Annotated in this window: 13 protein-coding genes and 1 pseudogene; 8 read left to right on the forward strand and 6 right to left on the reverse strand. The window is 62.2% G+C overall.

What is annotated here, in order from left to right; genetic code table 11:
- Positions 1–6 precede the first annotated feature (6 nt).
- The 3 genes from A9977_RS18915 to A9977_RS18925 are packed head-to-tail and all read left to right on the forward strand — an operon-like array spanning position 7 to position 2,061.
- Entirely contained in the window at positions 7–1,158 is a 1,152-nt protein-coding gene (locus A9977_RS18915; RefSeq protein WP_183026415.1) for a hypothetical protein, read from the forward strand.
- Positions 1,155–1,409: a hypothetical protein gene (locus A9977_RS18920; protein WP_183026416.1), complete on the forward strand. Its 255-nt coding sequence runs from the start codon at positions 1,155–1,157 to the stop codon at positions 1,407–1,409. Before A9977_RS18915 ends, A9977_RS18920 begins: the two co-directional genes overlap by 4 nt.
- Positions 1,399–2,061, forward strand: coding sequence for a hypothetical protein (locus A9977_RS18925; RefSeq protein WP_183026417.1), 663 nt, complete (start codon positions 1,399–1,401; stop codon positions 2,059–2,061). Before A9977_RS18920 ends, A9977_RS18925 begins: the two co-directional genes overlap by 11 nt.
- Before the next feature lie 313 nt (positions 2,062–2,374).
- Here the strand turns inward: A9977_RS18925 and A9977_RS18930 are convergent, their stop codons facing one another.
- Entirely contained in the window at positions 2,375–2,569 is a 195-nt protein-coding gene (locus A9977_RS18930) for a hypothetical protein (protein ID WP_220811905.1), read from the reverse strand.
- A gap of 557 nt (positions 2,570–3,126) precedes the next feature.
- On the opposite strand from A9977_RS18930, the gene A9977_RS18935 reads away from it, so the two are divergent.
- Positions 3,127–3,672: a hypothetical protein gene (locus tag A9977_RS18935; protein ID WP_183026419.1), complete on the forward strand. Its 546-nt coding sequence runs from the start codon at positions 3,127–3,129 to the stop codon at positions 3,670–3,672.
- An 11-nt stretch (positions 3,673–3,683) separates the two neighbouring features.
- Here A9977_RS18935 and A9977_RS18940 read toward each other — a convergent pair whose 3' ends face one another.
- The gene (locus A9977_RS18940) at positions 3,684–4,379 is read right to left on the reverse strand and encodes a competence protein CoiA family protein (RefSeq protein WP_183026420.1); all 696 of its coding nucleotides are present in this window, start codon (positions 4,377–4,379) and stop codon (positions 3,684–3,686) included.
- 1,217 nt (positions 4,380–5,596) lie between these two features.
- Between A9977_RS18940 and A9977_RS18945 the strand changes: the two genes are divergently transcribed.
- Both A9977_RS18945 and A9977_RS18950 read left to right on the forward strand, forming a co-directional pair.
- Positions 5,597–12,169, forward strand: coding sequence for an NACHT domain-containing protein (locus A9977_RS18945; RefSeq protein ID WP_183026421.1), 6,573 nt, complete (start codon positions 5,597–5,599; stop codon positions 12,167–12,169).
- 595 nt (positions 12,170–12,764) lie between these two features.
- A complete protein-coding gene (locus A9977_RS18950) occupies positions 12,765–13,925 on the forward strand; it encodes an IS30 family transposase (RefSeq protein WP_183026508.1) in 1,161 nt (386 codons plus the stop codon).
- Positions 13,926–14,252: 327 nt separating this feature from the next.
- On the opposite strand, the gene A9977_RS18955 is transcribed toward A9977_RS18950, so the two are convergent.
- From A9977_RS18955 to A9977_RS18965, 3 genes are all read right to left on the reverse strand, one after another.
- Positions 14,253–15,434 (reverse strand): hypothetical protein, encoded by a 1,182-nt coding sequence (locus A9977_RS18955; RefSeq protein ID WP_183026422.1) that lies wholly within the window; start codon positions 15,432–15,434, stop codon positions 14,253–14,255.
- 27 nt (positions 15,435–15,461) lie between these two features.
- Positions 15,462–18,359, reverse strand: a complete 2,898-nt coding sequence (locus A9977_RS18960; RefSeq protein WP_220811907.1) for a DNA methyltransferase — start codon at positions 18,357–18,359, stop codon at positions 15,462–15,464.
- A 1,131-nt stretch (positions 18,360–19,490) separates the two neighbouring features.
- The gene (locus tag A9977_RS18965) at positions 19,491–19,895 is read right to left on the reverse strand and encodes a hypothetical protein (protein ID WP_183026423.1); all 405 of its coding nucleotides are present in this window, start codon (positions 19,893–19,895) and stop codon (positions 19,491–19,493) included.
- A 126-nt stretch (positions 19,896–20,021) separates the two neighbouring features.
- On the opposite strand from A9977_RS18965, the gene A9977_RS18970 reads away from it, so the two are divergent.
- Complete coding sequence (locus A9977_RS18970) at positions 20,022–23,216, forward strand: error-prone DNA polymerase (RefSeq protein WP_183026424.1); 3,195 nt, start codon at positions 20,022–20,024, stop codon at positions 23,214–23,216.
- A 43-nt stretch (positions 23,217–23,259) separates the two neighbouring features.
- A pseudogene (locus tag A9977_RS34765) lies at positions 23,260–23,932 on the forward strand (SOS response-associated peptidase).
- A 241-nt stretch (positions 23,933–24,173) separates the two neighbouring features.
- Here A9977_RS34765 and A9977_RS18980 read toward each other — a convergent pair.
- A complete protein-coding gene (locus A9977_RS18980; protein ID WP_183026425.1) occupies positions 24,174–25,784 on the reverse strand; it encodes an anti-phage dCTP deaminase in 1,611 nt (536 codons plus the stop codon).
- Between the last annotated feature and the right edge of the window lie 362 nt (positions 25,785–26,146).

The following is a 26,146-nucleotide window of genomic DNA, read 5'->3' on the forward strand; positions in this document are numbered from 1 at the left end:
TGCGACATGAGCTGGATCAAGATGCGCGGCACGCTGCTGACGAACCCTAAGGTCATCGGGGTGGCACGAGCGCTGCTGCAGGATGCGGAGTTCCTGGCATGGTCGGGCTGGGGTGCACCTGGTGTACGTGTCACGCAGAACACAGATCGTGACGTCACGCGTGACGTCACAGGTGACGCGGAGCGTCACGGCGCGGCGTCACAGCCCGTCACGGGCGTGACGCTCGCGCTCTTGCCGGTCGTCACACGCGTGACGGTCGGGGCTCTGCTGCCCCTATGGTCGATGGTCAACGAGTGCGCGTCACCCGATGGCGTGCTGTCCGGGGCTGACACCTTGGTGCTCGACACGATCTGCGGGGTGCCGGGCATCGGAAGGGCGCTTGCCAAGGTCGGCTGGATCGAGATTCTTCCCAATGGGGAGGGCGTCTGCTTCACCAACTTCGAGGAGCACAACACGGTGGGCCGGGTGCGCGGCAGCTCGGCGAAAACCGGGGCCGAGCGGACCAAGGAATACAGGGAGCGCAAAAGGCTGGAGCGTGACGCGTCACGCGCCGTCACTGTGACGTCACAGCGTGACCACAGAGAAGAGAAGAATAGAGAAGATAGAAATACACCCCCCAACCCCCCGCAGGGTGTGACGTCACAGGCGGACGGAGCGTCACCGCCGATCGCATCGACGCCGCCAAGCACGGCAGACGAGATCTGCGGCGCGATCCGAGCACGCGGCGTAGCGGACGCGAATCCATCGAATCCGGAGCTCGCGGCGCTGATCGCCAAGGGCGTGACGCGCGAGACCTTCGAGTCCGCGGCCGACACCTGCACCAAAGCCCGGCCGCCCAAGGGCATGCCGTACCTGCTCGGCATCGTGAAGCGCCAGCTCGGCGAGGCCGCAGTGATCGCCTCGGCCGTGGGCTTCCAGGCGAAGGCCTGGGATGCCGGGCGCGACAGCATCGAAGCCAAGGCCAGAGAGCTGGGCATGGCGCCGTGGAACGAGCACGACCTGAGCCCCGGGAGGGAGAACTTCCTCGCGTACACCGAGCGGGTGCGCCGCAGGGTGGAGGAGGGCGGACGCGCAGAGCAGGGCGGAAGGGCGGAGCAGGGCGCACAGACCGGCCATGCCCAGCAGGCGCCACGCATGGCCCATGGGGTACCCGCATGACCCGCGCCGAGGCGATGCGCAAGCTGCTCGCGCTGGGAGAGCTGCGCTCCCCCGACCTGTTGGAAACCTGCGGCTGGCCGCGTGCCGAAGTGCAGAGCGTGCTCGACGCCGAGATCGAGGCCGGCCGGATCACCTGGGTCAACAACCGACGCACGCGGTGGTACCGAGTGTGCTCGCAAAACGCGTCGCACACGCCTCGTGCACCGCGCACGAATGAAACGAATCAAAGGGAAACAGTAGATGCTGCATGACGACCAACGCTGCGTCGAGGAGAACTACCTCGCCGCCGGCAACACCTCCAACCTGCGGGTTCAAGCTGAGTACCGCAACGATGCGGATGTGATCATCGCCGCAGGCTGGAACAAGTCGCGCACGGGGATGGCCCTGCTGCGTCTGCACTCCGAATGGGACCGGGCGAACAAGCCCCGCAAGCCCACGACCGAAGCCATTCACGCGCTGGCTGCGACCATGCCCGAGAACCTCAAGCGGGGGGATGGCACAGTGCAGCAGCTATCGAAGTCCAGGCGGCACGAGATGGCCCGAGCTCAGGCACAGGCCTGGTACATGGGTGAGATGGGGGCGGCGGTGGGCAAGCTGTTGAGCTTGGCCAGCGTTCGCGAGCAACTCTCCCAATTCGTCGCGAAGTCGCGCATCGAGGACGCTGCGGAGAAGGTGCCTGCGATCATTGCCTACTGGCTCGACCAGACGTGCCACCAATGCCACGGTCTGAAGTTCCTGCGGGTGGCGGGCACGCCGGCGTTGTCGACCAAGACGTGCCGTGCATGCGGTGGCAGCGGGGCCGCGCCGGTGCCTCTCGGGCAGGATGGACGGCGCATCGCCAACTACATGGACGACTGCGTGTCGAACGCGCGAAGCTCGTTGCAACGGCGCTTGCGGGCCTGACAACGCGGTTTGGCTTGAGGCTGACGGCGGGCTAATCGAGCGCACTTGGCAGCGTCCAACGTACAGTGGCTAATTTCCGAGAGTGGGAGGTCTGGCGCCGATGCCACTAGCGATCCTGACAGACGTTTTGCTTCGGGAAGAGCTCGGCCAGCCCCGGCGCTCGCTTAGCGGGGAACTTTTGCTCCCGGACGGAAAACGCGGTGATGCCCGAGTTTGTCATACCAAGGATCGCCTTCGCTTTCAGCTGTTCGTCGGCGCGATCGCAGCGCTGATCATGCTTTTTTCTGCGCGGTTCGTGACTTCAGTGGAGAGCTCAGATTTGGCAATGGGCGAGCCGAACGAGAAAGGCGGGCTGCACTACCGCATCCAGGAAGAGCGGCGCGAAGATCCTGCCTCCCGCGCTCGAGTCCCTGATCTCGGTGCCGCCGAACACCGCGATGACGGACGTGAGCGCGGACAACGACAGTACTGGCCGCCTGGTCAGCGCCTTGATCAAGGCCTTCAGCACCAATGACTTCAAGACGGTTGCGGCGTTTCACAAGACTGCGCTCGCGCCCGTAAGCTAGGTGGTGCTGGGTATCTGGACGCCAAGTTCTCGCGAAAATTGGCTTGTAGCTTGGCCGAGCTGGAGAAAGCCCATGCGCTAACCTTGTCGTGCTTAACCGACCGCGAGCGGCACGCCCATGGCGGCCACCAATGTGCAGCCGACCAACAATTTGGTGTACACGTCATGTCGAGCGAGGGCGCCGCGAATTACGAAGTCTGCGCGTTGCTGACCAACCGGTCGCTGCCGTATGCGGCGCCAGCCGCAAGTGGGACCGACGGGTCGAGCGCATGCTCGACCGCATCAGCGGCGCCGCCGCTAGCCGACGCGCTCGACGAGGCGATCGACCTTTCTTGTCGACCCGCCGAGGATCACCGTGCGGACGTTCTTGGGCGAGTGGACCCATGCACGCATTGTGTGGTGCAACCTGTCCGGTGAAGCCCCGCTGTAGATCCTGCGCTGGACAGAGTTGATGCGCCCCCCTTGCAATCTCTGGAGAGCGACGCGCGGCAGAATTGGGCATGGCGAAGAAACCTGAACCTACCCCCGAGCGGCTTGCCGCAACCACTCGGCGCAATTTGGCGCACCTGCAACGCGCCATCCTCAACTACGAGGTGATGCGTGGGCTCGAGCTGGCCAAGGGTGCCCCCTTTGCGATCCACGTGATCCATGCCTCGCTTAAGAACGACTACCTTGCCAACTGCATGAAGGTCTTCGAAGACACGCGCAAGGTCGCAACGTTCTGGAGCGTGCTGGCCGCCTCACCGCACGTCACCGCATCGCTGAACGCCGAGGGCATGCCGGTCGACGAGATCCGCGCCGTAGCCGCCGGTCTCAAGGTGATCCGAGATAGAACACATTTCCACATTGGAGCTGAAAGTGTGGAGGCGCCGGCAGACGTGTGGAAAGACGCTGGCTTGACCGGCGACAGGCTCTATCGATCTGTGCTTGCCGCGTGGCGCGCGCTGAACTTCCACCAGGCTGAAGCGGGGCGCGAGCCACTTAGCGTTCCGGACATAGACAAGGAAGCGCTTAAGCGCATGGTGGAGTTCGTTCGAGAGCAGTAGTTTCACGGCCTTCAGGACGTGATCAGCCAGACGCCGTCTTCCCATCGGCAGCGGCGCGCCAGCACAGCTTTCAAGAGTTCGGGGACGGATGCTGTCGTCTTCTTCGCGCCGTAGATTCGCGGTTCATCGCCACTCTCCAAAGCCCAAACTGGAAGCTCAGCTAGAAGAGGCCAGAGGTAGCCAGCAGGTGGAAATTTGCCTCCGAACTCGGTGCGGATTCGGTACTGAGCGCACGACTTTGCAAGCGTCGCGAAAACTTCAGGCCGGGTCAGCCAGTAGCACTCCACACCGCCAGCAAGATACCGGGCCTGTCTTCTGCGGAACTCAGTGAGAGATTGATAGGAGCGTTGAAGCTCGATCGCTATGTTTCGCCCCTCGAACTGCACCCACGTGTCCGCGCACCACTTTTGGGTCCCCGAGCGCCCTGGTTCTTCACTTCGCGGAGTCAGCCCGAGCTGGCTCAGGCCTTCAAGCACCATCGTCTTGCCCTGAATGTGCCAGGCTGTTTCGGGTGCTGTTGCGCATTCGTCGTTAAGGTGCGAAAAGAACTGGGTGTTCAGCTGGCTGTTCTTCAGAACTGCGGGCGCTCGGCAGCACAGCATTCGGAAGTCTCCCGTGGGCCGCTGCTTGAACATATCCCAATCAGCGGGAGGGATGCTGCTCGCATCGATAGGGGTGTCAAAACGGTCTAGTGCGTAGGCTGGCATGCAGAGTCCTCCTGGGTTTCCGGCGATCATGGCGGCGGGGGTCAAATTTAGCCGGTGGTATTCCACTCACCCGTACTGGTTCCCCCTGCAGACACCCGGTGCAGATCATGTTTCATATGAATGCTAGCGCCGAGGAGCGCAAGGGTCCCAAGCCCCCCAAAGCAGCGACGCGCCTAAAGTGAAGCGCGCACGCAGGACCTGCCCAATCCGAGCTGCCGGACTCGGATTGGCGAACCTGCTGGCGCATGGAGGAAGCGGGCGATTGCCTCGCGTGGACCGGATATGCGCTCGACGGGAAGTCTCTGCAATGGCGAATCGCCGGAAGATCTGGGTTGTGCGTCGCCTGCTGTGGGGGAAGACCCGCGTCCCCTGCTGCCCTGCCTGCAGGTGGGCCTCAAGTGGAGGAGCGAACTATACGTTCACCCGATCACCTGATGGCGCGCGCGAAGTCGAAGGCTATGCTGGGCCATCTCGTGACGCGGGCCGTTAGCAGCCATCGTAGCTGAGGGTACCGTTGATACCGACTCGAGATGGCTGCGCGTCAAACGGCGTCGTCGAAAAGGCCGCAGTGCAAAAAGATGCGCAGCTAGGCGGTTTCCGCCCCTTGAGCCCACTGCTCCGGCATCGGCGGCACAGCGAAGATCGGCATTTCTGCAGGACTCTAGACCAACGCCATTAGTGGGGAGGGGTGGGGTAAAAGTCTGGAAGATTCGAGCGGAAACCGAGCCCCTATCTGTATTTTTATGGGGAACGAAAACTACCCCCCCGGGGGTCAACGGCACCAGTGATGGCAGGTTTTTCCACGCTCATGCCGACCTCTTCGATTTCACTCGACCACTACCTCTCCAAGGCAGAAGGAGAGAGTTAAGCGGCGTGCTGAGGACAGCGGTTGCTCATCAATGAGAGAAGGTCTTGCTCCGGAATGAACCTTCCCTAGGATCGGCGAACGCCCACTCTGGGGCCAAACGCGCCAGCGACCCCGTGGGAGGATTCGGCCACAAGCGGTCATTCGGCGCCAGGTGGCAGACGACCGCTTCAGACTGGTTGCAGTCGTTCGTTGCAGCGTGGCTGAAGGCTGCTGTTGGCCGAGACCGTGAGTTCAAGCGCGTTCCCGGAACCTGAGCCCCAATCATCGCAGCCCGCTGCGATCCGGAGGCCCTTCAACTTGATGTGAGACCATCACGGCATCTTTGGATCATGTCTCGGCGGAACGGGCAATGGCAATGGCGACGAAGAAGTACACGACGACGCGCAGAACGCTCACCCCGCGGAAGGCCATACCGACGCCCAAGGCGTTGCCCAAGTCCAAGAGGATGGTCAACCCCCGAACGCGCCCGGCGGTAGACACCGTCCGCGCCTCCCGCGACGGCCACGAGTTCCACGAAGCCTGGGTCGCTCGAAAGAGCCTGGGCTTGCTCCTGCCCGGGGCCGAGTTGGTCGGCATTGCGGTGGAAGGTTTCGCCAACGAAGACCAGCGCGGCGTCTCGAACGAAGGCAACGAAATCGCCGATGCGGTCCTGTACTTCGGAGGCCGGGCGAACCTGCAGCACGCCAAGCGCGTTGTCGTGGTCCAGGTGAAGTACTCCAAGGCGGCCGAGCACAAGCCGTTCCGGGCGGCGGATGCGAAGAAGACGATCGATAAGTTCGCGCGCACGTATCGCGCCTGCAAGGCGTCGCTGGGGACCGACAAGGCGCGGGCAAAGTTGCGGTTCGAGCTGGTCACCAACCGGCCCATCGAACCCGCGCTGCTTGAGGCCATCGAAGGTCTGGCGGCGCAAAGCCCGCTCAAGGGCGACGCGAAAAGGCAGGCGAAGCAGGTGGCGGAGGCCTGCAAGCTGACGGGGAAGGACCTTGCCGAATTCGCCGCACGGCTGCAAATGATCGGCCTGACCGGCGACCTGCGCGAGAACAAGCAGCAGCTGGCACTTACCCTGGTGGACTGGTCAGACGCGCGGGACCACATGGCCCGCCGCCGTCTCTCGGATATCCGGGAGATGGCACGCGACAAGGCCGGTCTGATTAAGCAGCACGGCAACGTCATCGTGCGCACGGACGTGCTGGCTGCATTGGGCCTGTCCGACGACCGGGACCTGCTCCCGGCGCCGACAAGCTTCCCGCCGATCGGAACAGTGATTGATCGCGTGCAGTTGGACGACACCGTACACCGCATCCCGCGTCTCACCCGGCCGTTGGTCGTGCATGCCGAAGGCGGGTTCGGAAAGACGGTCTTCATGAACTCGCTGGCAGCCCGCCTGGGTCACGAGCACGAGACGATCCTGTTCGACTGCTTCGGCATGGGCCAATACCGCGCCCCCGACGACAGCAGGCACCTGCCAAGCCGCGGTCTAGTGCATGTCGCCAATGAACTCTCCTGTCGAGGTCTGTGCGACCCCATGCTGCCCTCGACCAGCAACAGCGAAGACATCCTTCGCGCCTTCCGAGTGCGCTTGGAGCAAGCCGTCGCGACCTTGCGCCGCGGTTCCGCGGACCGGCAACTGGTCCTGCTGCTCGACGCTATCGATAACGCCAGCGAGATTGCACGCGATCGCAATCAGGATTCGTTCCCTCGGCTGTTGCTGCAGAGCTTGGAGCACGGCACAGCGATCGCGGGTCTGCAGGTGGTCGTCAGTGCCCGAACGCACCGGTTGCTCAGCGCAACCGGCGAGATCTCAGCCGAGGAGCTCGAATTGGCGCCGTTCGTCGAGCGAGAGACACGTGCGTTTCTGCGCGCCCGCGTGAGCAAGCTGACCGAGACGATGGTCCAAGTGGGCCAGGCGCGGTCCAAGGGCAATGCTCGTGTGCTGGAACACTTGGCCGCGGAACCTACCCTGCTGGCGCCGAGCCAGATCGACAAGCCGATCGCGCTGGACGATCTGATCCAGCACCGCATTGATCAAGCCTTGGTGGAAGCACGAAAGCTGGGCAATGCCGCCCGCAGCATTCGCGCCTTCCTAGCGGGTCTGGCCACCTTGCCGCCGCCCGTGCCGCTCAAGGAGTTCGCGCAAGTCAACGGCATGGCCGAAGGCGCGGTCGTCAGCTTCGCGGCAGACCTGTCGCCACTGCTGGAGCAGACCAAGCATGGCCTGATGTTCCGTGACGAGCCCACCGAAACCCTCATTCGGCGCAACTACGCCAGCGACGCGGCGCCGCTGCGTGAGCTGGCAACGAACCTGTTCGCCATGCAGAGCGAGTCGGTCTATGCCGCCACGACGCTGCCCGACCTGCTGCTGCAGCTGGAGGATGGCGAGAAGCTTTTCCAGCTGGCCTTTGACGAGCGGCTGCCTGCAAGCATCACCGGCACCGTGGGTCAGCAGACAATTCGCCATGCGCGACTTCGCGCCGCCGTGGCGCACGCCGTTCGCGTCAACGACCTCGATCACCTCGTGCCGCTGCTGGTCGAATTGTCGACCCTCGCCGCGATGGACCAGCGGGGAACGACGTATCTGCTGGACTACCCCGATCTCGTGGTCGCCTCGGCCGATCAGGATTCGCTTCGGCGCATCTTTGAGGCACGAACCCAGTGGCCCGGCTCCCGCCACGCCCGCCTGGCGATTGCGCATGGATTGATGGGCGAGACCGCCGAGGCAATCTGGCACGCCCGGTGGGTCGCTGAGTGGCTGCAGCACTATTTCGACCAGGATAGCGGCGCGCATGACCGCGCGCACCCAACGGTGCTGGACTTGGCGGCGCTCCCGTTCTGCAACCTTCTCAAGGGCGACGGCAAGGCGGCGGCTCAAGACGTATCGGGTTGGGTCAGCGCCGAGGACGGGTACGAGATCGCCAAGGCGATGTTTCAGCTGGCGCGCCGTCCCGAGGTCGCGCCTTTGCTCCCGCCCGAGGTGATCCGGGCCTGTGTCGATGCGTTGGCCTCGATCGGGCCGATCGCCGCGGCAATTCGTCACACCGCCGGCAGCCCGGAGCAGCAACGCGCGCAGCTCGTGTCGCTCGCGGCGGCATGCACGGCGAACGGCCCGGTGAAGCTTCTTGATCACTACCGACCCGACGAACGCCCGGTGATACAAGGCATAGTGGAGGCCGCGGCGAAGGCGTTGCGGTTGGGGATGCCCGCCCAGGCCACCGCGATCCTCGCGGTGCTGCCCTTGGTGCCCCCGAGCCTGCACGTGTTCATGGACTCGTCGTACGGGACTGGTGAGATCGCCTCGTACATTGCGCGGCAGGTCATCGCCTGCTGCGCGTCCGGCGCACCAATTGGCCCCCGCGACCTGCTGCCGCGCGAATTGGCTGAGCACGCTGCTACTCTGACGCCGAATCTTAAGGATGCGGAGTTCCTCACCGCGCTCAAGGAGGCACTGGATGCGGACTACAAGGCGAAGGCCAAGGCCGCCCAAGACGCGAAGGAAGATGCGCGCCACGAGCACAGCGACCACGCATCTGCCGTGCAGTTCCTCCAAAAGCGCATGCCGCGCTGGCTCGATATCGCGCGTGACTTCGCACAGGCTGTTGTCGGTTCCGGCTCCGCGGCACCTAGCTTGACGCCACTGACAGCCCGGTGGATCACGCTGCGCAACACCGACGATTACCACTCGGGTGGCCGCTCGGCGCAACAGCAGCACAACACGGTCGGTGAGCGCTTGCTAGCTATGGCTCTCACGGCGAATGACGCATTTCCTGCGGGCGAAGTCACGGCACACCTCGAAGCTGCCAGCGAACCGGACACCACGCCCGTGCCGAACCTGATCGGGCTTGTCGCCTTGCTGGCGTCCTGGCCGGCGTTCCATGCCATGGCCGGCGCCCTCGCTATGAAGGCGAGCGCGGCCATCGAGAAGGAGCAAGATGTCACCGATCGCGCCGGGCACTTCGCGCGACTCGGGCAGGCGGTCACGTTGGCCAGTCCCGCCGAGGCGGTCGCGTACTTCCGTATGGGGCTCGAGCAGATGGACGCGATCGGCTCGGGCGACTACCGCTTCGTCGAGGGGCTGATGCACTTCGCCGGCGCACTGACCGGCGAAGGTCTCGACCAGCGCGAGAGCCACACCTTGTCCAACATCTGCGAGCTCAACTTGGGCGAGGAGCGGAAGTTCGGCTGGGGTTCCTACGGCGCCGCGATGAGCCGGGTAGCCGGTGTGGTCGGGCTCGCGAGGCTGGCGCGGTGGCAGGACCGCGAGCGAATCTCGTTGGACTACACGCTGTTGCCGTACGTGCGGGCTTTGCTGGAGGACGACAAGCTCGACGCCGAGCTCGCCCTGACGCTCTTGCGACTGTCGAATCCCGCCGAGCTCTACGTGTGCGGGACCACGCAGCTGGTCGCCACGCTCGAATCCAAGCCGTCCGCACGCGTGCCCGCCGTGGTCACCGAGCTCGTCGCGCAATACCTGCAGAACAACCCCGGTTCACTGGGCTCGGAAACGCCCCGCGCACTCGCCCGCTTCGCGGGCGCGGTGCTGGGCCAGGATGCCTGGCAGCGCCAGTATCTGGACGCGGCCGCGGATCGGATCGACGTCAAGCGCGACGACCGGAACACGCGCGTCAACTGGCGCGCGCCCGGAGCCGACGTCGCGCCTCGAACCTGGGAATACGAGCAGGCCGAGGCGAAGGCGGACGTTCTGCAGCTCGCCGCGGCCACCGATCCGCTCGAAGAGGTTGCGGTGGGGCGCATCCTCGATGCTGCTCGCACGCAGCACCGGAACACGCGATTCTCGGGCGATGTCCTCGATGCGCTGCGAGCGAAGGTGGCGTTCAAACAATGGCCTGACTATCTCGCGCTGATCGCGCGGCTCGAGATGTTGGACCTGTACGAGAAAGAGCGGGAGCTGCGCATCTGCAAGGAGCAATGGATCGGCTCCTCGCTCGCGGTAGCCGACGCGCTGAAGGCCTGCGCACCGGTCATCGCGCGGGTGAATTCACTCGAGTATATTTCCTTCGACTACCTGTCTGGTTCACACGTCCGCGCTCTCGAGGAGATCTGTGGTCTGGCGCGCCGCGACGTGCTGATGCTCCTCATCCGCGAGTTCACCCGTCCCAAGATGCCGGTGCCGGCCTCGGTGTGGCTCAACTTCGCGGCGGAGTTCAACGAAAAGACGTCGCACGGCGTGGGCGAGGCGGCGCTAACGCGCCTGCTGCAAAGCGGGCCGGCGAAGCTCGCGTCCAACACGGAGGACGGGCCATGGCAGACCGCGATGGCCTTTACCGGGGATGCGGTCGAGGCTGTCGCGGCAATCACCTGGTTCCAGCTCGGTTCGCCCATCACCCGGCAGCGATGGTTCGCCGCCCACAGCCTGCGTACGGCGGTTCGTCTCGGACGTGCCGGGGTACTGGATGGGGTCGTTGCGAAGTATCGGCGCCGCGACGCGGTCCCGTTCCAGGCGCCGGAGTTGCCATTCTTCTACCAGCACGCCCAGCTATGGTTGCTGATCACAATGGCGCGCATCGCACTGGAGGCACCCGTGGTGGTCGCTCGGCATGCCGATTTTCTCGAAGCCATCGCGTTGCACGCTGTAAACCGCCACGTGCTTCTACGGCATTTCGCGGCGCAGGCCCTGCTTGCCTGTGTGAATGCAGGTGAGGTGCGCCTGTCGAAGGCATGGGTCCAGAAGCTGCAGCGCGTCAATCGATCGAGCTTCGCTGCCCGGAAGGAGAAGGACTACTACGGGAGCGACTTCTCTCTCGTGCGCCCCAAGGGCATGGCCGAGCCAGAGCCCGACTTGCATCTGGACTATGACTTCAGCAAGGACGACGTTGCGCACTTGGCGAGCCTGTTCGGACGGACGCATCGGAAAACGGTGGATGCCCTCGTCGCAAAGGTGCGTGGACACGACGCCGATATCGCCTTTATGAGCGATCGCAAAGGGCGGTCGCGACCAGGACGTGACCACTACACGCGCGGCATCGATGCCGAGTACCAGGCTTACGGCGAGCAGCTGGCCTGGCACGCCATGTTCTCGGTGGCCGGCGATCTGCTCGCCACGCACTCGGTGGTCTGGCGCGGCTACGAGGAGGAAGATCCGTGGGCAGACTGGCTTTCACGCGAGGTCGTGACGCATCCGGCGGGCCTGTGGCTCGCGGACGGAATGGACCGCCAACCGCTGGACGCCTGGGTCTCCCTGATGACCATGGGCGACACCGCGATGGACCTCACCGCGGATCCGGCCGCCTTGAAGTCGTTGCTCGGGATCGGCGATTCGGTGGGATGCTGGCTCACCGTCGATGGCACTTGGCACTCCAACGAGAACGTCGAGATCCGGGTGATGTCGGCGCTGGCGCCGCGGGACCGGAGCGCCGCACTGGCAGAGGAGCTCGCCGCTCAGGGGCCTTTCCAAGCCTATGTACCGCAGTTACAGATGCACGAAGACGACGGGGTGGCATTGAACCGTGATGCGCCCTACCTGCCGTGGATCGTGCGGAAGGAAGCCTATGCGCGCCTGGATGAAACCGACGTCCTGGGCGCCGATGGCGCGATGCAGCGCCCGCGCTTGAGCCAGGACGTCACCGCGTTCGCCAAGCTGCGATCTGTCGATCCGTTCAACCGGACCTGGGAAAACACGGTTGGCGAGACGGTGGTGCGGGCCGACGCGTGGATCGAATCCGCCCGGCATGAGGAAGTTGCGAGCGAAGGATCACGTCTGTGGTGCCGCACTGACGTCGTGCGTGCGTACCTGGAGGCTCGCGACGCCGACCTGATGTGGCTGGTGCGCCTGCGCCGCCACGACACAGGCCACGGCAGAGAGCGCAGCCGCTATTGGCATACCACTGCTGTCATCCGGATGAGTGCCTCGCTCGAGGTGAGTTATACGTTGGGCCGGTCGAATGAAATGGAAGAATCGAAGTTCTAGCGTGCTTCCGATGCGGTAGCGCGTGTCAGCGGCTGGGACGGCCGCGTTCGTGCAACGGCTGCCGGACGCTGGCCCCCGCGCGGGAGCATGAGCAAAGTCACCGGGTCATGTTTATGCGCGATGATCTTCATCTCGTGCAGCGAAAGGGCCGCGGGCGCAGGTGCGAATCACAACCGCGTCGCGCCTTTAACGCCCGCTCGGTCGAACGGCACCATGGTTGGGCGGCGAGCGAATTGTTCAGGCACTGGGATGGCCTGGCTAGCTATCGATCAGGTCGGGGTACATCAACTGTGTGATGCACCCCGCCGCAGTGGCCACGTGGTGCTGGCTGACTACACGTATGGCCGGCTTCTCTGCTATTGGCTTGTTCGCGCCGTGAGGCAGCGATCAGAGACCGTAACCTGTCCCGCGAGGTCTTACAACCGGCGGGCCTGCTACCGCAGCCGTTTACTCCGTACCACTCGTCGGCCCGAAAGTCCGCTTGGTGCTGGTCAGCGTGAGCAGGGGCGCGACGACTGACAGACCGAAACCGCTGGCGGATTCAACCGGTCGACGCAACACAATAACCACTGCTGAGGCAGAAGGAGTGTTGCAGTTGAAGTATCGGACGCGAACCCACTACACGGACGCCCAGAAGGCATTGATGTGGAAGCGCTGGAAGGAAGGCTGGACTCTGCATCAGATCGGCCATCTGTTCGACCGACCTCACACCTCGATCCACACCATCCTGTCGAAGACCGGTGGCATTCGACCACCGGACCGGCGGCGCAGCGCGAAGGCGCTGACCCTGGCGGAGCGAGAAGAGATCTCTCGTGCTCTAGTGATCGGTGAATCGATGCGCTCGGTGGCCGCCCGACTTGGCAGGGCACCGTCGACCATCAGCCGCGAGATCGGTCGCAACGCAGGGCAAGAATGCTATCGGGCGAGCGTCGCCGACGAAGCAGCCTGGAACCGAGCCCTGCGGCCGAAGCGCTGCAAACTGGTCAAGAATCGGGCGCTGGCTGGCGTCGTGGCGGACCTGCTTCGAATGCGGTGGTCGCCGGAGCAGATCGGCGGTTGGCTCAAGCATACTTATCCGAACGACCCGGGCCTTCATGTGTCACACGAGACCATCTACCGCAGCCTGTTCATTCAAGCGCGTGGCGCGTTGAAGAAGGAACTGCTGGAGCATCTCAGACGCACACGCGGCATGCGACGCTCTCGTTCCTACACACAGAAGACGGCGATCCATGGGCAGATTGCTGATGCCGTGTCGATCAGGGAGCGCCCTGCATCTGTCGAAGATCGGGCGGTGCCTGGCCATTGGGAGGGAGACTTGGTCTTCGGGAGTGGCAACAGCCAAATCGCCACGTTGGTCGAGCGGCAAACGCGATACGTGATGCTGGTCAAACTCGAAGGCAAGGACTCGCAGTCGGTCGTCAACGCGCTGATCAAGAACGCACGCAAGTTGCCGCAGGAGCTCTACAAGTCATTGACTTGGGATCGAGGCACGGAGATGCACGGTCACAAGCGATTCACAATGGCCACCGACATCCAGGTCTACTTCTGTGATCCACAGAGCCCCTGGCAACGCGGCAGCAACGAGAACACCAACGGGCTGCTGCGGCAGTACATGCCGAAGGGCATCGACATCTCCGGCTACTCACAGCTCCAACTCAACGCGATCGCGCGACAATTGAACGAGAGGCCGCGCAAGACACTCGGCTTCCACACACCCGCTGAGATGTTCAGCGAATGTGTTGCGTCGACCGGTTGAATCCGCCCTGCATACCGGTCAGTCGGTCAATGTTCACGACAGAACGCTTCGGGCCAAACGCGCCGGCGATCCTGTGGCAGGATTCGGCCAGAAGCGGACATTGGGCATCTGCGGGCTAGATGTCTGCAGCAACGCTGCAGCGGTCATCTTGAGCCGACCTATTCGGGCAAGCGAGCCGGCTCTTAAATGTTATCCATCAATACCTCCACATGCGGGCGGCGCGGTGGTTTCCCTAAACGCAATAGACGTTAATCCCTTGAACCTCTAGATGTAGGCGGCGCGGTACTTGCCGCGTGCGGCGACGAATCTCACGCGGAAATCCACGCGCTAACTCAGGAATGGCTTCAGTCGATCATCCACAAAATGGTTCGGGCGCCAGCCTTTGAGAATTCGATCCACGAGAAAGGCATCGGCGGCTCCAGATACAACGCCGGAAGTCGGATCGAAGAGTCCTGCGCCGAGGGAGACGAGATAGCGAAGCAATTTAGCCGGTGCCTTGTCGGCCCAAGTGTCTGCCTTCAGAGCTTCTATGTATTGACTTACTAGCTTTTGATCTGGAGTGGCCTTCGCCAACCAAGTTTTGAACTTTTCCGCCTTTTCCAAGAGCTTCAGGAACTCAAAGAAGGATTGTTCGCCGCTGTCGATGACGTCCCTGATGCTTGGGTAGTCGGCCAGAACAAGTTCCGAGAACTGCTCGTGCGCTTCACTATTGCGGTCTGCGCGCTCGAACAAGTATGCTTGCCGCCACCGAACTAGCGCCGAATTTGCACTTGTCGTAACGAAATCTCCCCCGTAGAACGCGGCCAAGTGCATGTCGGCTCGCGATTCCAAGATTAGATTGAACAAAGAAGCTGGCGTCAGCGGTTCCAGCGTAGGATTCATGCTGGCCCTACGCTCGTTGACCGCCGCGAAGTCAATGTTGGTAAAAAGAAAGTATCCCAGGTCGCTTTGAACATAGTCGGCCTCAAGACTGTCTCCCGCGTCGTATCCGCCTGGTACTGCGGCGAGTCCTGCTCGCAAGAGCCCCTTCAGCGTTGCGTGATCCTTTGCATCTATCCGGGCTGCATTCAGGATGCCGCCTTTCACATAGTCATCTTTCGTCAGGCTTTTCAGCGGAACAGCATCAGCGAACGACTTTGCTAAGGCCTTCGCCTTGGCGCGGTCGAGGCCGCCGCTGGTGCGCAACCCTATCTCGATACGTTCCGCGCGGTTCTTTCCTTTGTCTGCCTCGTGGCCGACCAATGTGAATGCGCCGAAGTCGTGCGCTTGAGATATGCCGTGAGAGTTGGTGATCGTGCCTAGCGTTTCTTCGCAATGCACTGCCTGTAGTCGTCCTTCTTTTACTAGCGCCACGATATGGCCGAGGTCGCCTGTCTTCGCCAAAGTAACTAGAGTCCCGTGATTAAAGATGACGCGACTGTTCTGGTAGAACAGAAGCGCCTCAGCGATGGCGCCTAGCGTGATGTTGCCGGCGTCCCGACTGTTCCTGAGTACGATGCTTTCAAACAAGGTGGCGCTCTCCCTGGGGCTGAGGCATTATTTCCCGCCGCGCTGTGCGTTCAGCGCAAGTAGGCGGCGCAGGATTTCTTCATCGGACATTTGCGGCGTGTAGTCGCTCCAGCCGTAAGCAGCGGCCACAGCATTGGCCAAGGTTTCGTGTGCCAACGTCAACCACGCAGGGCTGGAGTTGTAGAGGTTTGTGAGAGTGCGCTGCTTCAGGTCGTCTTCATGCCCCGGCTTGGCGACAGGTCGCTTTGGGAAACCTGCTGCTTGTTCCTCAGGGGTGAGGTCCCAATCAGTCCACTCAGGCGGGCTTAGGTAGTGGTCGCGTTGCCTAATTAGGTCCTGCGCCGATATTGCGATTGCATGTGCATTTTGATCGCCTGCATATGCGGCAGAAGGGGTGTTTGGAGTCAAGCCTTCAGGAAACGGAAAGGTTTCAAAACAAGTTGTGTGTGTGTAGCGCGGGTCATTGCCTACTCCCAAGCTGCTACCCCTCCTTAACGCCCAGACTTCGTGAATGCGGGATTGAAGGATTCCGATGCTCGTGTCGTCATCGCGAGCGACAACGACAAGCGCATCTCCAGGCGTAACAGCAGGGTGTGTCCATGCGCAGAGGTAGTGTTTGGCGTGACGCGGGATGGAGATGTAGCGTGAAAGTCCTTTGAGCGCTGCGAACATTTCTGGTCGCGGCCAACCGAACTGCCACCACGGATACTTCTTGAAGTCGTTGAAGCGATCAGTATGCCGCCGATGCAAGCGGACATTCGAGATGGCAGCAAACGGCTTGTCGAACATGGCCGCAGCCTTCTCATCGCGGCCCACGAAATTGACTGTAAACCTGTCCAGCGGCCGCGACGTGATGTCGTCCGCACCCAAATAGGGACGAACAACAGCGGCCATAGGCTCCCCGTTCATCGTTGCGGGCTCTCGCAGCATTTTTCTTGCTTCGTTTCCTGGCAGGTTAAAGCTGGCTTTGGCAAGGCCGAGTTTTTCCCGCAGTGCTGGCCTCACCGAGGCTGATGGCGTCACGCCCTGAAATGACCGGTTCAAGTTTTCGGGCAACTTAGGTGCCTTCGTCACATCAATGTCTGAAGTGAGGTCTGCATGGATGGCCCGCACTTCAAGGCCATCAAGCCGCGGCTTCATCGCGCTTTGCCCAAATCCGGTCATCGAGACGCGCACAGCTGCGCCGTTATCCCACCACTCTTCATCGCTCCACGCTAGAAAGATGCGCGACTTCTCCAAGATGCGTTTGAGAACTTCGCGGTTCGCACCACCTCGAATGGAGTTTGTGGAAACCAAGCCTGCCGATTGCACGGCGCCTGCTTCAATCTGCTTCCGTGCCTTTTCAAACCAGAAGCAAACCAAGTCCACGCCATCCAGGTTGTGGTCCCGATAGGCTAGGCGCAATGCGTCCACGTACGCCCCAGTCAACTCGCCGCGCATCCTCTTGTTGCCGATGAACGGAGGGTTTCCGACGATCACATCTGATTTAGGCCACACGGCTTCGCTGCCATCGGCGTTCAGCAGGGCGTCGCGGTGCTCGATTCCGTCCAGGGACTGGAGAATTGGGTCGCTCGCGTGCTGCCACCCGTTCTGCCGGCACCATTGGATGTCGCCAATCCACACCGTCACCCGCGCAAGTTCGGCTGCGAACTCGTTGATTTCCAGGCCCAAAATGTTGTGCGGGCCGGTCTGCAAACTGACCTCGGCCTGAAGATCAAGTTCCTGCGCTTCGACCTGGGACCGCTTTTCAACATCGCGTAGGGCCTTTAGCGCCAAATAGAGAAAGTTGCCGCTGCCGCAGGCCGGGTCCAGAACCCGAAATTCGGCCAGACGAAGTAGGAAGCCTTGATAGAGCCCTTGGCCTTCTTGCAGGGCGGCATTTGGCCGGAACTTCTTGCCGGCCTTCACCATGCCGAACTTGGGTGCGGCCTTGGCGATTTTTTCACGCACGGCCTTCCACTCAAGCAAGAGCGGATCGCGCACGAGAGGTTCTACGAGCTTCGCTATGGTGTCTGTGTCGGTGTAGTGCGCGCCTAGAGCCGCGCGGCGGCTACCGAGGCCACGCTCGAACAGCGTGCCGAAAATTGTGGGATCAATCGCGCGCCAGTCCATGTCGGCCGAGGCGGACCGTAGCGTTTCGAGGTCGTCGGCTGTGAGCGCTGGAACCGCGATGTGCTTGAACAGGCCGCCGTTGAACCAAGCGATGTCGTCGTTGCCGTAAGCGCCCTTCGGCGCCTGCATCGCCTTGAACAGCTTCGTGATGCGGTCTGCGGCCTTGACTACGTCGTTCTTGGCGGCGGCGAGGAGGCCGGTGAAAATCTTCTCCGGCAGCAACCCTTCATCCTCGGCGAACATACAAAATAGGCACTGCACCAGGAAGTGCGCTACCTGATTGCTGTCCAGTCCGCGTTGGCGCATGGTGTCGGCCAGTGCGGCATAGCGCTGGGCGGCTTCCTCGGTTACGGCAGCGGTGGACTTCTCGGGCCGCAGCTTCAGCGGCTCCGTAAAGACCCATTTCAGAATTTGCCGCTTGCCGTCATCCGCCAAATCTTCGATTCGGATTTCGCGCGGTTCGTCTGGGTACCCGGTAAACGCGGTGTGGATGATGATGCGCTCGCGGTCGCAGACAACCAACAGCGGCGGGCTTTCTAGCTGGAGGGAGTAGTCGGTCAGCTGTTTGAGCGCCTTGCCGAGGTCGCGGCCCGGCTTTTTGTTCTCCCATGCGAAGTGGTTCCGCTTCCACACATCGGCCCAACCGTCGCCGCCGCCTGCCTTTTTGGCGCCTCGCTCGAAGCAATAGTTTTCGTGGTCACGGGGCTTGTCGACGCCGAGCAAATCGCACAAATCGTCGAAATGGCCCTGCGCTCCGGCACGTTCGTTGAGCTTGTTGTTCTGCCAGCGGGCGATGAATTGGGCGGGAGTCATTCGAGTTATGTGTTGGGAAATGCGGCTTGATCCGGCTGGCGCTCTGCGCGCTAACCCGGCGATCATGCAACATTTCTTTACGACCTTGCCGCTCGCAATCGCTTGTACAGGAACGATTTGACTAACCCGAGTGCTGGAGGCGTGGTGGTGGAAGCCATCTAGCTGCTCTGGGCTTATCCCATCTGTGGAACCTCGTGGTTGGCCGGAGCGGCTTGGTCGCGCAGGAAGTGTTTGGACGCCGACCCTTACCGGGACCCTCCTGACGTCCGGATCGTGGTGGAGGACACACCGCAGATCACGCCGCGCCCATCTCGTCGCCTGTCTAGGGTCGCGCGCTCGCGAACTTCGGGACCGGAGGTATGTTCAGACCGCCGCAGATCGCGTCCGCAGACGGCAGTAGGCGTCACGGAGGGAAAGCAGAGTGGAAATGACGTATCCGCTGCTTTCGTCAGAGGTGTCCTGATCGAACAGATCCCGATCTTGTGCGGTCAGCGAGTGATCTATCTTCCCTGCAGAAATCCCTGCGGCTGCAGCGAGAGCGAGGCGGTGCGCCGGCAGATGCGAGGCGGTTGCAGTCGTTCGCCGCCGAACAGCTGAAGATCGGTTACGCTGCATACCGGTCAGTCGGCAATTCCCGACTGGCGGCTTCGGGCCCAAAGCGGAAGTTCGACGCGCCGAAAAGCGGTCGTTCAGCGAGGCCAGATGCCTACTCGCTGCGTAATGGCTTGTTGCGCCGCAGGGAGAGCAAACCTCCATGGCCCTAGCTGACCCACCGACGCAGCACGCTCTGCTGGATGCCGAGGTCCCGCGCAATGTGCGTGACCTAAGCTCCGGACTGCTTGACCAATTTCACCGCTTCCCGCTTGAACTCGTCCGTAACGTTCTTCTCTTCCTTGGCATGTATGCCTCCAAAAACACATCATGTCATTCGATGTGTCCGGGAAACCGGGGGAAGCCCAGATAGCCTGGCGTTGCCCTAAGGAAGTGGTCAAGCTTCTCGCAAGCGGCACACCAAGCAAGGGCGGCGCTCTTCTGTTCGGACGTGAGGCGAGGATTGTTCTGTGGCATCTGAATATCGTAGCGCTCACATTACATGTAGCTACAAATCGCCAAAGCTGGATGGCGTTCTGCTCAGTGCAACGTGGGCGCCGCGACACCCGGCTCCTCTTCACCGATCAGCTGAAAATACTCGCACTGGGCCCTAAATTTCCCGTCATCGGCGGGCGTAAAGGTGTCGGGGCATTCGTAGACCCCGCGCGCCAGGAACTCATTCGCCGACTGGTAGAACGCGGCTTCGTTTGGGAGTTCAACCGACCGGGTGCCCAGGTACTTGAAGGTCAGCGTCGCCGGGGTGTCGGCCGGCGCTTCACCGAAGAAGGAGTGCGTGCTGGTGAGCATCAGCGGGCCTCGGACGGCGGCCAGCGCGCTCACGAGCGAATCAAACGGCTGCAGCGGCCCTTCTAGCTCTTCCTTCGAGATGTCGACCAGGCCGATCGAGATCCGGCCGGCAGCGGTTTCGAGGTAGGCGATGAGCATGATCAGGTCTCCTGAGTCTCGAGCAACCCACCAGTTTAGAGGCGCGCCGACTCGACCGAACCCCTCGATCAAACGAAGGTGTAACGCTGCTTGCGGCCGGCAGTTGGGGTGACGAATACTGTATGTATGAACAGTATCTTGCCGGAGCCGCCGCCTTTCGCGGAGCTCTACTGCCGATCAAACTTCACGTTCCTCGTCGGCGCCTCTCAGCCGGAAGATCTTGTAGAGCGGGCTGCGGCGAAGATGTATTCGGCCCTCGCCCTGACCGATGAGTGCTCGGTGTCGGGCGTCGTTCGTGCCCATTTGGAGGCCCGCGAGTGCGGTCTGCACTTCATCGTCGGCAGCGAGATCCTGTTGAGAACGACCGCGGGCACGCCGTTCGCGCGGGTGGTGCTTCTGGCCCAGGACCGCGAGGGCTATGGGAATCTGTGTGAGCTGATCACGCTGGCACGGCGGCGCGCGGCGAAGGGCAGCTACGTCGCGCACGTGGCCGATGTCGAGGGCAAGACCACGAAGGCCGCGCACCTGGCTGGCCTGCTGGGCTGCTTGGTGCTGCTGCTGCCCGACCGCGAGGTCAGCCTCGAGGCGCTATTTGCGCAGGCCATGTGGGCGCGCACCTGGTTTCCCGACCGGTCCTGGCTCCTGGCGCCTCGCACGCTGGCCATGAACGAGGAGCACTACCTCGACGTGATCGAGGAGGCTGCCAAGCGAGCGGGATTGCGAATCGTCGCGAGCTGCAGCCCGCTCATGCACACGCGCGGCTCGAAGCCGATCCAGGACACCCTGGCGGCAGTGCGCCTCGGATGCACGGTGGCCACGGCCGGGTTCGGCCTTTTGCCCAATGCCCAGAACTACCTTCGCGGGCGCGCGATGCTGGCTGAAGAGTTCCCCGCGGAGTGGCTGCGCGAGACCGTCGCGGTGGCGGCGCGCTGCACGTTCTCGCTCGAGGAGTTGCGCTACGAGTACCCGCAGGAGATCGTGCCTGCGGGGGAGACGCCGGCCTCGCACCTGCGCACGCTGACATACGAAGGTGCCGCGTCGCGCTTTCCGGCAGGCATCCCGGACAAGGTGCGCGACCAGATCGAGCACGAGCTCACGACGATCGCGCTGCTGAGCTATGAGGCGTACTTCCTCACCGTCGAGGACATCGTTCGCTTCGCGCGATCGGTGGGCATCCTGTGCCAGGGCCGCGGCTCGGCGGCCAACTCGGCCGTCTGCTACTGCCTCTTTGTGACCGAGGTCGACCCGGCGCGCATGAATGTCCTGTTCGAGCGCTTCATCAGCGTGGAGCGCCGCGAGCCGCCCGACATCGACATCGACTTCGAGCACCAACGGCGCGAGGAGGTGATGCAGTACATCTACAACAAGTACGGGCGGCACCGCGCGGCCCTCACGGGCGTGGTGACCTCCTACCGCACCAAGTCTGCCCTGCGCGATGTGGGCAAGGCCTTGGGTTTCCCGATCGAGCTCGTGGACCGGCTGTCGAGCACCGCCTACGGGATCGAGGGCCAGTGGATCTGCGATGCCTGCCTTCTGGAGAGCGGCCTCGATCCCGCCGACCAGAAGGTCCGCCGGTGGCTTGCGATCGCCAACGCGATCCGGGGCTTCCCGCGCCACCTGAGCCAGCACACCGGTGGCTTCGTGATCGCGCGCGACAAGCTCAGCCGCCTCGTGCCGGTCGAGAACGCCGCGATGGACGATCGCACGGTGATCCAGTGGGACAAGGACGACCTGGACGCGCTGGGCTTGATCAAGGTCGACGTGCTGGCCCTCGGCATGCTGACCGCCATTCACCGCGGGCTCGACTTCATCGCGCAGAAGCGGGGCGTGCCGATGCGCATGCAGGACGTGCCGGCCGAATGCGCCGTCACCTACGCCATGATCCAGAAGGCCGACACGGTGGGCGTGTTCCAGATCGAGAGCCGCGCGCAGATGACGATGCTGCCGCGCCTGAAGCCTGAGCGCTTCTACGACCTGGTGGTGCAGGTGGCGATCGTGCGGCCCGGGCCGATCCAGGGCGGCATGGTGCACCCGTACCTGCGCCGGCGCGCTGGGGAGGAAGCCGTCGAATACCCGAGCGAGGACATCAAGACGGCCACCGAGCGCACGCTGGGGGTGCCGCTGTTTCAGGAGCAGGTGATGCAGATCGCCATGCTCGCGGCCGACTTCACTGCAGGCGAAGCGGACCAGCTGCGGCGCGCCATGGGGGCTTGGCGCAAACGCGGAGGCCTGGCGGAACACCAAGCGAAGCTGATCCGCCGGATGCTGGCCAAGGGCTACGAACCGGATTTTGCCGATCGCATCGCCAAGCAGGTCGAGGGCTTCGGCAGCTATGGCTTCCCCGAGAGCCACGCCGCCAGCTTCGGCCTGCTGGTCTACGTTTCATGCTGGCTCAAGCGCCATCACCCGGACGCACTGCTCGCCGGCCTGCTCAACAGCCAGCCCATGGGCTTCTACGCGCCCGCGCAGCTGGTGCGCGACGCGCGAGAGCACGGCGTGGTGGTGCGACCGGTTGACGTGATGGTGAGCGACTGGCTGACCACCCTTGAGGAGCCCGCGCAATCAGATGCCGCCTCGGCGCGGTGGGACACGACGTTCGAAGAGCCGCTGCGCGCCGTCCGGCTCGGAATGGCGCTTGTCTCGGGCATGCGAGAGGCGGCCGCGCAGCGCCTCATCGCGGCGCGCGCGGTCGAGCCTTTCCATAGCGTGGAGGACATGGCCATGCGGGCCGGGCTCGACGCGCACGACCTGCGCTGCCTGGCCGGCGCGGACGCATTGGCCACGCTGGCAGGCCACCGGCCTGAAGCGGTCTGGGAGGCAGCGGGCATCGACACCAGGCCGACCGAGATGCTGCGAGAGGCTCGGACCTTCGAGGACCCTGTGGCGTTTGCGGAGCCGGAGGAGGGTGCCCAGGTCGCGGACGACTATGCGTCCACGGGCTTGACCCTGCGCCGACACCCGTTGGCGCTCATCCGCGAGAAGTTGAACGTGCACCGGATCTGGACGGCTGAAGCACTGCGCCAACGGGCGAAGAACGGGCAGACGGTGCGGGCGAGCGGCATCGTGACGCACCGCCAGCAGCCGAGCACTGCCAGCGGCGTGATCTTCGCCACGCTTGAAGACGAGACCGGGACCGTGAACATCATCGTCTGGCCCAGCGTGGCGGAGGAGCAGCGGGCCGCGCTGCGCGGCTCGAAGCTGCTCACCGTGCAAGGCACGTGGCAATCGGAGAAGGGCGTGCACTCGCTGGTGGCGCTGAAGCTGCGCGACCACACAAACCTCCTGGAGGGCCTGAGGGTTTCCAGCAGGGACTTCCGGTAGCGCTGCCGGCACCGTTCGCCCGGGCCGGGGCGATGCTGACACCATGTGCAATCGCTACATACCTCCCGACGTCGGCGAGATCGAGCTACTGGGCACTTCCTCGCGGCACCAACCCGACCTGTGGCCGCGCGAGGTGTTCCCGAGGGCGCTGGGCCCGTTCATCCGCCGCCGGCGCGACGCCGTGGGCTACGAGCGTGTGCTGGTGGTCGGGCAGTGGGGCCTGATCCCTTGGTTTGCCAAGGAGCCAAAGCTCAAGTACCCGACGAACAACGCGCGCAGCGAGGAGCTTGAGGCGAAGGCCAGCTACAAGGACCCGTGGAAGCGCGGGCAGCGCTGCATCATCCCGGCGGCCACGTTCGACGAACCGAATTGGGAGACGGGCAAAAACGTGTGGTGGCGCTTCCGCCGTGCCGATGGCGCCCTGGGGCCTGGCCGGCCTGTGGAGCACCTGGACCGACAAGGCCACGGGTGAGGTGCACGAGAGCTACACGATGCTCACGGTGAACGCGGACCCGCTGATGAGCCGCATGCACAAGCCCGATCCGAAGCTGGCGCCCGACAAGCGGGACAAGCGCAGCGTGATCCCGCTGGACCCGATGCACTTCGACCAGTGGCTCGAGGTGACGGTCGCGCAGGCGAGGGTGCTGATGCGCCTGGCTCCGACCGAAGTACTCGACGCTGGGCCAATGGAAGATGAGCAGAGGGCGCTCGTGTAGGCGTGAAAAAGCCCGCCAAAGCGGGCTCCGAAGCACTTTACAGCAAGGCTACATCGCCTCCGCCTCTGCGGAACGCCCTGTTATGTGCTCCACCGACCTTACGATCTCTGCTACCAGCTGTGCTTCTTCTTGCTCGATCCTGTGAGCTAACCGTGCATGACGGTGCTTGGCAAAAATGCTGAACTCCACTACTTGACACGAAGTCTTCGTAGGAGCAGCGAAGCTACCTTCGAGGTCTAGTTCAAGCTGCTTGTGGTCCATCGCTGTTTCCTCTTTCGAGAGTAGATTGTACTGGGAGTAGCCCACGCTTCACCAGTTTATCAACAACCATACCTTCAAGCTCCGGCAGCGACTGTAGGCTTTTTTCCATTTTCGGAACGGCATTGCCTGGGACTATTGCGATTCGCCTACCATTCAACTTCCTTGAGTTAGGGCGCATTTGGAAGATTGAAAGATATCGAGAAGGGGCGACTCCTTCAAAGGGTAGCAATCGAACAAGACCGATTTCACTTTCACTTTCCGTAATTGCGTCTCCATGTAGCTTGGTGGCAAGGCTTTTACGGTAGGGTTCAATGTAATAAACATTGTGAATGCCGCTTGCTACGATGTGTCGTGCGCAGCCATGGCAAGGATAGGTGGTCACGAAAATACTGCCGCCTTGCACCTTATTTCCGCCAAGCTTTAATGCGTTTAAGATGGCATGCATTTCGGCATGTATGGCTCTTGAAAATTCGATCAGACCTTGCAATTTTTTGTCGGTCAAAATTTTCTGAACAGCTTCTTCCATTTTGGCTGCGGGCACTATGTCGTGGCCCATGCTCTCTATTAGCGCCTCCGCTAATAAATGCTTCTCTTCATCGTTGAAGCACTTGCCGCCGTCCTTGTTGTAGCAACGAAGATCCTTGGTTCCATGCGGGTCGTTCTCGCGGTCAGTTTGGTAGAGCCCGCCGAAGGCTTTTGGCACATCGTTCCACCCAACCGCAAGCACCTCTCCCGAAAAGTCTGTGACTGCTGCTCCAACCTGACGAGAAAGACATGCAGATGAGCTTGCTGCTGATGCAGCGGCATACATCGCCGATTCCTCTTTGGTCGGTGTCGCTATTCTTGCGCCCAAAATCAAATCTAAGTATCGTTCGACTTTGATGGTCAGTCCTGTTTGTGAATTGGTGTCCATCCTTAAGAAGAAATCGCTCTGCGGGAAAGTGTCTCCGACTGTCTGCCCATACAAAGCGCTTCCCTTGGCATCCTGCTCCATTAGCGCGTGAATCTTTGCGCGTGGGAAGTCCGCCGCCTTCATATTGGCCTCCCGCGCAGACGTTGGGGAAAAGACACCAAAAACGTACAGCACTTCACGGTAAACTTCTCTCAATAAATCAAGTTCCGCTTGATTTTTGATAGAGTCAATGATGTGGCAAATTCTACGACTTACAAATCGTTCGCCGCCATCGTCTTTTCCATTTTTCTGTCGGTCTACTCGAATTTCTGCAACTGCTAGATCCGCGAGAACTGATGCGCCGAAGGAATTCCGCATTTCATCGCCGCTCTTTATTAGAGCCTCGACTCGTGCGACTTTTGGTGCTTTAGGTATCGACTTGTCGCCGCCGACTTTATCAAAGTGCTTTGAAATAAAATCACTAAGTCGAATAATCTTGCATTGATATCCGTATTTCTGCGTTACTGCTGCCTCAATCGCTGCAGCAACTTCGTGCAAAGGTGAGCCGATCGGACCGCAAAGAGCAATTACTAACTCACTGGTGTGGGTCGTTTTCAGGGTCGCATGTGTTTCTGAAAAGTCAGGGCTCTCACCGAACAAGGTCGTTTCGTTTGCTGCTTCTTTTGGTATGGCGCTCATCTTTTTATTTTCCGTTACAAACCGCAACGTGATAGTGATGGTAACCCTACAAAGTGTCAACGATTCCCTGCAAATATGAAGCTCCTCCTACGAGTCCCGCCGGGATGGCAGCTCTGAGAATTGCGTCTGCGCGAAGCAACGCCGCTGGTCGCCCCTGCTAACTGGCCGGGCGAATGTCCAGAGCAGCGAACACCATCGAACTGCCCAGCAGCAATAAATTTCTGTCTCTTGAGCCTTACGAGTGCTTCGAGCGAGGGAGCAGGGGAGAGTTGAATGCCTCCGCTACTTTTGCGGCGGGATCACCGAGCGGTGCCGAATCGTTTTTGCTGTGATCATCGAGAAGCTGGGCGATCGTTGGGAAC

Origin of the sequence: Variovorax sp. UMC13, from assembly GCF_014170375.1 — a bacterium.
GTDB lineage: Bacteria > Pseudomonadota > Gammaproteobacteria > Burkholderiales > Burkholderiaceae_C > Variovorax.

Coding starts and splice junctions, on each gene's coding strand:
- A9977_RS18915 (WP_183026415.1), top strand. CDS start 7: ATGAGCTGGATCAAGATGCGCGGCACGCTGCTGACGAACCCTAAGGTC.
- A9977_RS18920 (WP_183026416.1), top strand. CDS start 1,155: ATGACCCGCGCCGAGGCGATGCGCAAGCTGCTCGCGCTGGGAGAGCTG.
- A9977_RS18925 (WP_183026417.1), top strand. CDS start 1,399: ATGCTGCATGACGACCAACGCTGCGTCGAGGAGAACTACCTCGCCGCC.
- A9977_RS18935 (WP_183026419.1), top strand. CDS start 3,127: ATGGCGAAGAAACCTGAACCTACCCCCGAGCGGCTTGCCGCAACCACT.
- A9977_RS18940 (WP_183026420.1), bottom strand. CDS start 4,379: ATGCCAGCCTACGCACTAGACCGTTTTGACACCCCTATCGATGCGAGC.
- A9977_RS18945 (WP_183026421.1), top strand. CDS start 5,597: ATGGCAATGGCGACGAAGAAGTACACGACGACGCGCAGAACGCTCACC.
- A9977_RS18960 (WP_220811907.1), bottom strand. CDS start 18,359: ATGACTCCCGCCCAATTCATCGCCCGCTGGCAGAACAACAAGCTCAAC.
- A9977_RS18965 (WP_183026423.1), bottom strand. CDS start 19,895: ATGCTCATCGCCTACCTCGAAACCGCTGCCGGCCGGATCTCGATCGGC.
- A9977_RS18970 (WP_183026424.1), top strand. CDS start 20,022: ATGAACAGTATCTTGCCGGAGCCGCCGCCTTTCGCGGAGCTCTACTGC.
- A9977_RS18980 (WP_183026425.1), bottom strand. CDS start 25,784: ATGAGCGCCATACCAAAAGAAGCAGCAAACGAAACGACCTTGTTCGGT.